The following is a 2687-nucleotide window of genomic DNA, read 5'->3' on the forward strand; positions in this document are numbered from 1 at the left end:
CCATCAGCATCCCCTCGTAGAACTCCACGTAACGCTGTATATTACCCGAGAGCGGTAGCATCAACCCCACTTCGATTGCCTTGCCGGTCTGCACGAACGTTAGTCCCAAGCCGATTATTATCACGGAAAGAATCCTCTTCCAATACATATTGTGAGTCATAATAACTTCCTTCATCTTATGAGTGAGATATGTGGGCAGAAATTCGGTATATTTGCGTCATTCTGCAGGAAGATCTACTCTGAATAATAATTACAACTTCTTTTAAGATAAACGAAAGTAATGAGAAAGATTTCTTCTTTTTTCTCTGCCGCTCTCGTGCTTGCCTTCTTCGGGTTTGGGCAGAAAGCAGTAGCGCAGGGAATGACATTCCCCTACACGGAAGGTTTTGAAGGCAGCATTCCCGACACGTGGGCGATTCAAGATGCCGATGGCGACACATGGAGCTGGTTGCACTCTGCCACGGGTACTTATCAAACAGCGCATACGGGAACGGGTATGGCGGCTTCTTTCTCGTGGAGTGGAGGTCATAGCCTGAACCCCGACAACTGGTTGATATCACCTGACATCACCGGTGCCACGAAAATGAGATACTTCGTTTCTGTAAATGACTTGTATCCCAACGAGCACTATGCTGTCATGGTGAGAGTTGCGGGGCAGGAGGAGTTCACCGTTTTGTTCAGCGAGACACTGAGTAAAGGGCGTGCTCAGTCCGAGTGGTACGAACGTTCTGTCGATTTGCCGGCAGGAGCCATGCAGATTGCTTTCCGACATTATAACTGTAGTGGACAAAATTATCTGCGCCTCGATGATGTAGAATTTACTAACGGCAGTGGCCCCGTAAATCTCAATCCGGTTCAGAATCTTTCTGGTACGATGGACGGTAATGGTCGCGTTGTTCTTACATGGGATGCTCCTGCACTCGCCAAGGCTGCTGCACATGACGGTTCACGGTATGCCGATTGTTTAGCAGTCCTGTTCGATGATGTCACATTCGGTGGCGAGCACACAGGGAAGGCTGGATACTCTTACACCGTGTATCGCGATGGATTGGAAGTGGCAGGAAGTCTCACGGCGACGACGTATATCGAAGAGAACGTGACCGGTAGCCATGAATACTGTGTGGAAGTGCAGTATGCAGCCGGTACGTCGCCCCAGGAGTGCGTGACTCTCTCTCCCGGAAGCGTGGAGAGCATATTTGTGCCCAAGCCTTATACGCTCACGATCGTGGGCAATGCGATTATCGTAGCCTGCCAAGGTGAAGCCATGATCTACGATATGAACGGTCGCCGTCTGGCCGCCGATCGGGAGGTGGTAGTGTACGAAGCTCAGACGGGAATCTATGCTGTCATGATCGTTGTGGACGGCAAGTCGTACGTCGAAAAGGTGGCAGTGAAGTAACGTCTGCCTGTAGCTCTCTGCATAGAGAAGCCATAATATAAGGAGAGGGTGTGTCGAGAGTGAAGTTTCGGCAGACCCTCTCTTTTTTGTCGGGAAGGAGCTTATTAGCCCCCTAAAAGGAACAGGATAGCCTCCTTTTGTGGCGAATATATGGTGCCATTTGTGCCGAGAAATACTCCTCCCTCCTTCCAGATCTGTAAAAAATTATAGGCAGGACGATAAAGTCTGCGGAGTTCTGTAAAAAAGAAGATTTTAGTCTATTTGATACCAAAAGCGGACTTTTGCCATGTGTTTTTGTCGAAATGCCGTGTGTCCGTACTTTTTTGAGCATGTCTTTGGTTTTTCCTGCGTATGGAAAAAGATAAAAATCCGACTAATTTCGTTTTTTGTGCATAAAAAATTTGGTAGAATGGGATTCTTTCCATAAATTGCGCCCGACAACAGTAGAGTGTTGTCATGCGAACTCAAACTTATAACACGTTACAAAAGGTATGAGAAAATTGAATTCTTTATTCTCGCTTGCTGTCTTGTTGTCTCTATTCTTCTGTTGGGGGCCGACGGCAACAGCGCAGAGAGGGCCTAAGGTTATGCCTTCTCAAGGGTATCAGTTGCCTGCGCAAAAAGGTATTCGGACAGTCCAGGACCTTCGCGATCCTATTCCTGCCGGCATGGCGCGAATAATCTTGGAAGCACACAATGTATGGAACGACGGCACTGGCTATCAGATGCTCTGGGATGCTGACCATAACGAGTATGGAGCCTCCATCCCTACGTTGGAATCTAATAGTTGGACTTTTGCCAGCGGGTCTATCCCTGCAGGCCTTTTCGACCCCTTTGAGTACAAGGTGCCGGCCAATGCTGATGCCAGCTTTACGCCGACCAATTTTGTGCTTGATGGGACTGCTACGGTAGATATCCCTGCCGGTACATATGACTATGTCATCATCAATCCTAATCCTGGAAAGATCTACATCGTAGGTCAGGGAGTTGCCAGAGCTGACGACTATGCTGTAGAGGCAGGTAAGACATACCACTTTACTATCAGTCAGTTGGGCACAGGCGACAATGCGGAGGTCGTAGTGACTGGTGGTGGTGATACGCCGAATTTCAACCCTGTACAGAATCTGACTGGTTCGGCCGATGGCAATAAGGTGACGCTCAATTGGACCGCCCCCAACGGTTCAGGTCCGGGCCCTGATCCTGATCCTGATCCGACGACTGCCTTCGCTGAGACATTCAATAATGTAGACATGGGCGGAGCGAACTATACGCTGGAACTTCCCACCGG

At 49.0% G+C, this 2687-nt stretch carries 2 protein-coding genes; both read left to right on the forward strand.

What is annotated here, in order from left to right:
- Positions 1–280 precede the first annotated feature (280 nt).
- Complete coding sequence (locus C7382_RS09930) at positions 281–1399, forward strand: choice-of-anchor J domain-containing protein (protein ID WP_116680105.1); 1119 nt, start codon at positions 281–283, stop codon at positions 1397–1399.
- A 668-nt stretch (positions 1400–2067) separates the two neighbouring features.
- Positions 2068–2687: DUF2436 domain-containing protein (locus C7382_RS09935; protein WP_243405713.1), on the forward strand; the 620-nt coding region annotated here is incomplete at its 3' end.

It is taken from the genome of Porphyromonas loveana (genome assembly GCF_003096695.1).
Lineage (GTDB): Bacteria > Bacteroidota > Bacteroidia > Bacteroidales > Porphyromonadaceae > Porphyromonas > Porphyromonas loveana.